The 4,868-nt window shown below is 65.0% G+C and carries 5 protein-coding genes and 1 pseudogene; all 6 read left to right on the forward strand.

What is annotated here, in order from left to right; translation table 11 throughout:
• Nucleotides 1-174 precede the first annotated feature (174 nt).
• Entirely contained in the window at nucleotides 175-1,401 is a 1,227-nt protein-coding gene (locus tag AC2VOG_RS13575) for a condensation domain-containing protein (protein WP_486940410.1), read from the forward strand.
• A 72-nt stretch (nucleotides 1,402-1,473) separates the two neighbouring features.
• Complete coding sequence (locus AC2VOG_RS13580; RefSeq protein ID WP_486940411.1) at nucleotides 1,474-1,986, forward strand: DoxX family protein; 513 nt, start codon at nucleotides 1,474-1,476, stop codon at nucleotides 1,984-1,986.
• A 227-nt stretch (nucleotides 1,987-2,213) separates the two neighbouring features.
• Nucleotides 2,214-3,290, forward strand: coding sequence for an NAD(P)H-dependent amine dehydrogenase family protein (locus AC2VOG_RS13585; protein WP_486940412.1), 1,077 nt, complete (start codon nucleotides 2,214-2,216; stop codon nucleotides 3,288-3,290).
• Nucleotides 3,287-4,060, forward strand: a complete 774-nt coding sequence (locus AC2VOG_RS13590; protein ID WP_486940413.1) for an SDR family NAD(P)-dependent oxidoreductase — start codon at nucleotides 3,287-3,289, stop codon at nucleotides 4,058-4,060. The genes AC2VOG_RS13585 and AC2VOG_RS13590 overlap by 4 nt, the downstream gene beginning before the upstream one ends.
• Complete coding sequence (locus tag AC2VOG_RS13595) at nucleotides 4,057-4,656, forward strand: TetR family transcriptional regulator (RefSeq protein WP_486940414.1); 600 nt, start codon at nucleotides 4,057-4,059, stop codon at nucleotides 4,654-4,656. Before AC2VOG_RS13590 ends, AC2VOG_RS13595 begins: the two co-directional genes overlap by 4 nt.
• Nucleotides 4,653-4,868, forward strand: a pseudogene (locus AC2VOG_RS13600) (DUF1295 domain-containing protein); the annotation flags it as partial. The gene AC2VOG_RS13595 and the pseudogene AC2VOG_RS13600, both read left to right, overlap by 4 nt.

Raw genomic sequence — 4,868 nt, forward strand, 5'->3', positions numbered from 1 at the left:
CACCCGGCGCCTCAGCCCCCATCAACAAGCGCGCACGCCTACGTGAGGCAACGAATACCCCTTCGCGCGCATCTTGACGTGAGGCAACTTGCCGACACAACGCCCACGCCAGAACACCAACTGTGGCTAACCATCCAACTGTGGATAACTAGGATGGTGGATATGCCGACGCGAATGACTGCGATCGACGCGCAGTTTTACTGGATGTCGGCCAAGATCCCCAGCGACCTGCTTATGCTCTACGTATTCGACGGTGTGCCAAGCGATTTCGAGCACGCCGTCGAATCGATCAGGACCCGGGCCAACGCGTGTCACGCTCTGGCGATTCGGGTCGACGATGGATCGGCACTGACCTATCCGCGCTGGGTACCGACCGCTGTCGAGCCCGACCGGTTCGTGCGCCACCACCTCGACGACGACAGTTGGCCGAGCTGCCTGGAGGCGGTCGCCGGACTGGTCGGCCACCCACTCGACGCGCGCCGGGCGCCGTGGCGCATGCACTTGTTTGCGCCGGTGCGCGACGCTCCGGGAGGGGCCGACGCAAGCACCGTGGTGATCATGCAGTTCGCGCACGCGCTGTGCGACGGCCGGCGGGCTACCGCACTGGCCGCGTGGCTGTTCGGCCGACAGAGACCGGTGCCCGCTGTCGCGCGGGAGGCGCCAGGTTTCCTGGCTTGGCGCGCAATTGAGGCCGCCCGTGCCCATCGGCGCCAGCTCCGTGATACCCAGGCCGGATTGCTACCGCCGGCAATCGGCCCAAAACAGTCGCTGTCCATCAATTCCCGGCCGTCGGGTACGCGTTCCGTGCGTACGCTGATGCGACACCGCGCTCAGCTCGACGGCCCCACGGCCACTGTGGCGGCGCTGGCCGCCGTATCCGGTGCGATCGCCGGCCACCTGAACGATGCGGCCGAGTTCCTGTTAGCCGAAGTGACGATGGCGAAACCCGGTGTGGCATATGCGCATAATCACTTCTCGAACGTCACCGTGGGGCTGTATCCGGAGTTGAGCCGGCCCGAACGCCTGCAACGAATCGCCGCGGACCTGGCCAACGCCCGCAAGCGGTCACAGCACGCCGCGGCAAGAGCGGCCGACCGTGCCTTTGCCGCGACCCCCGCTCCGCTGCTGCGCTGGGGCGTCGGTCTTTTCGACCCTGAAGTCCAGCCGTCGCAGGTGTCGGGCAACACCGTCCTCTCGAGCCTCCCTCGCGGGGCCGCCGATCTTAGTTTCGGCGACGCAGCTGTTCTGTTGACCGCCGTATACCCGGAGCTGTCTCCGGCGATGAGCCTTGTGCACGGCGTTTGGGGCATCGGCGACACGGTAACCGTCAGCGTGCATGGGGCAGAGTCCGCGATCGGGGACATCGATGACTATGTCGCGCGGTTGGACGCCGAGCTTTAGCCGCCGCCCCGGCGTCGGGCGCTGTCGGCAAACGCTCATTCCGCGTCGATCGGATGATCTAGATTCGAGCCTATGAATGATGCCTATGATGCCGGCTTACTGATCCTGCGACTGGTTTTGGGCTTGACGCTGGCCGCGCATGGCTACAACAAATTCTTCGGCGGGGGAAGGATTCCCGGGACCGCGGGCTGGTTCGAAAGCATCGGGATGAAGTACGGCACCTTCCAGGCCGTCGTCGCGGCGAGCACCGAAATGGCCGCCGGATTGGGTTTGGCCGCCGGCTTGTTCACGCCCATTCCAGCCGCCGGCTTCGTCGCCCTGATGATTGTCGCCGCGTGGACGGTGCATCGCCACAACGGCTTCTTCATCGTCAAGGAGGGTTGGGAGTACAACCTGATCCTGGCCGTCACGGCGGTCATCGTGGCGACCCTGGGCGCTGGGCGGTACAGCCTTGACTGGCAGATCTTCGGACACAACTTCCATGACGGTTGGCACGGACTGTTCGGTTCGTCGCTGCTGGGCATCGGTGGAGCGCTGGGCCAACTGGTGCTGTTCTACCGGCCGCCGGCCGCAACGGCTCACTGATCCATTTGGTTCGGACGCGTCGCGGCGTTGACGACTTCCCGGCCAGCGAGACCCGACCCGCAAGATCGCGATCGGGATGGTGGCGGTGGCACCCGACACCGATACGGTGCCCGCCTCGGCCCGGGCGATCGGGCACGCGCTGCATGCGCACGGGTAATGACGTTGTGTGTCGGCTGCGCCCCGGTCATCGTTGACAGTGACTGCCAGAAAGTCATACTGTGCCACGCATGAGCAACCCCGCCAAGCTGCGTGTCATCCAGTGGGCCACCGGTGGTGTAGGTAAAGCCGCCATCGAGTGTGTGCGCAACCATCCGCAGCTCGAGTTGGTCGGCTGCTGGGTGCACAGTGCGGACAAGAACGGCCGCGACGTCGGCGAGCTTCTTGGGCTCGAATCCTTTGGCGTCACAGCAACATCCAATATTGATCACGTGCTGGCCATCGATGCCGACTGCGTGATGTACAGCCCGTTGATGCCCAACGATGACGAGGTCATCGCGATCCTGCGGTCCGGCAAGAACATCGTGACACCGGTGGGCTGGGTGTACCCCGATCCTGCGAACCCACGGCACCGAGCCGTCGACGACGCCGCCGTCGACGCTGGGGTGACGTTGCACGGGTCCGGCATTCATCCCGGCGGCATCACCGAGCGCTTCCCGCTGATGATCTCCTCGCTGTGCTCGGCCGTCACGCACGTTCGCGCCGAAGAGTTCTCCGACATCCGTACCTACAACGCGCCGGACGTCGTGCGCCACATCATGGGCTTCGGTGGTACTCCGGACGAAGCGATGGCGGGCCCGATGGCCGGGCTGCTGGCGGCCGGCTTCAAGCAGTCAGTTCGAATGATCGCTGATCACATGGGATTTCGTATCGAGCCTAATATCAGAACGATCCAGGATGTCGCGGTGGCAACCGACGAGATCGACTATGCACCATTCCCGATCACCAAGGGCAGCGTCGCCGCGCGCCGGTTCCGCTGGCAGGCGCTGGTCGACGGCGAACCGGTGATCACCGCGGCGGTCAACTGGCTGATGGGCGAGGAAAACCTGGATCCGGCATGGGATTTCGGCGGAATCGGTGAACGCTTCGAGGTGGAGGTCACCGGCGACCCACCGGTGAAGCTCACCTTCAAGGGCCTACAGCCAGAGACGATCGCCGAAGGCCTGGTGAAGAATCCGGGCGTGGTGGTCACGGCCAATCACTGCGTCAACGCCATCCCCGACGTCTGTGCCGCCGAACCCGGCATCAAGACCTACCTGGACCTGCCGCTGTTCGCGGGCCGGCCGGCCCCGGGCCTGGCGACGTGAGCTACACCCATCCGGACTCGATGCGCGGTCACGTCGCGATCATCACCGGTGCCGCCCAGGGCGTCGGCAAAGGCATCGCCGAGGCGCTGTTGCGACGGGGGGCGTCGGTGCTGCTGGTCGACATCCAAGACGACAAATTGGGCGTCACGACCGAGGAACTCCAAGCGCATGGGCCGGTCCAGAGCTTCGTCGCCGATTTGCGCGATCCCGAAGCGGGCCAAAGCATTACCGCAGCGGCCATCGATGCCTTCGGCACGGTGCACGGACTGGTCAACAACGCCATCGCCACCAACGAACCCAAGGCATTCGTGGACATCACCGGCGAGGACTTTGCTCTCGGGCACGAGGTCGGGCCGCGCGCGAGTTTCCTGCTGATGCAGGCCGTGTATCCGCTGATGGTCGCGAACGGCGGAGGGTCGATCGTCAACCTGGGCTCGGGCACCGGCACCGGAGGCGAGCCGAAGTGGGGCGGGTACGCCGCCGCCAAGGAGGCCGTTCGCGGATTGTCGAAAGTCGCCGCGCTGGAGTGGGGCCGGGACAACATCCGCGTCAACGTAGTCTGTCCGTTCGCCGAGTCCGACGGTGTCAAGTACTGGAAGTCGTTCGCCCCCAAGGAATACGACAAGGCTGTGGCGCGGGTTCCGATGAAGCGGATCGGCGACGTTCGCGACGACGTGGGTGCGTTGGTCGCGTTCTTGCTCGGCAGCGACGCGACGTTCATCACCGGGCAGACCATTCACGTCGACGGCGGCATCGGCAGCTTTCGATGACCGAAACACTGCGCGATCGACAACGTGCGCAGATTCGGGCCGACATCCGTCGGGCCGCCTTTCGGTTGTTCATTGATCGCGGCTATGACGCCGTAACGACTGAGGAAATCGCCTCGGCCGCAGGCGTTTCGCCGCGCACGTTTTTTCGCTACGTGCCGACAAAAGAGGAGTTGCTGCTGGCGCCGGTTCGGTATGGCGGCGCCGCGATCGTCGGTCTACTCGAAGAACGGCCGGCCGACGAGCGGCCCGACGAGGCGCTGATCAATGCGATCATCACCCGAACCAGGTCGTTCGGCACCGCCGACACCGAAGAGTGGCGGGCGGCCCTGCTGGTCGCCCCCGATTTGCTCGGCAAATTGACCGTACATTTGCCTGCCGACAAGGAACGCGCCACCAGGTTGGTCGCCGCCCGGATGGGGGCCGACACCGACCGCGATATCCGTCCGGCCCTTTTGGTTCAATTAGCCTTTTCTGCAGCAGATTTCGCATTCCAGCAGTGGGTAAGGCAGTCCACGACGAAGCCGCGCGCGCTCGACCGTTACGTCACCGAAGCGCTCGAGGCCGTCAAGAGCCCACATTGGAAGAGGAAGCGATGAGGAGCAAGGCGCACTCGCTGGCGCTGGTGGCGGTGGCTTATGCCGCCGCGATCGCGGCCGGCGCGGTCTGGCTGCGGTGGGGCGTGCACACCGGCCGGTTGTTGCTGGACACGCTGTATGCCGACCTGCTGGCCACGTTGGTGATCTTCGCGTTCAGCCGGGCCTACCGGAATTCGAGTTTCTACGACGCCTACTGGAGCGTGATTCCACCG

The sequence above is a fragment of the Mycobacterium sp. TH-M11 genome (genome assembly GCF_057473725.1).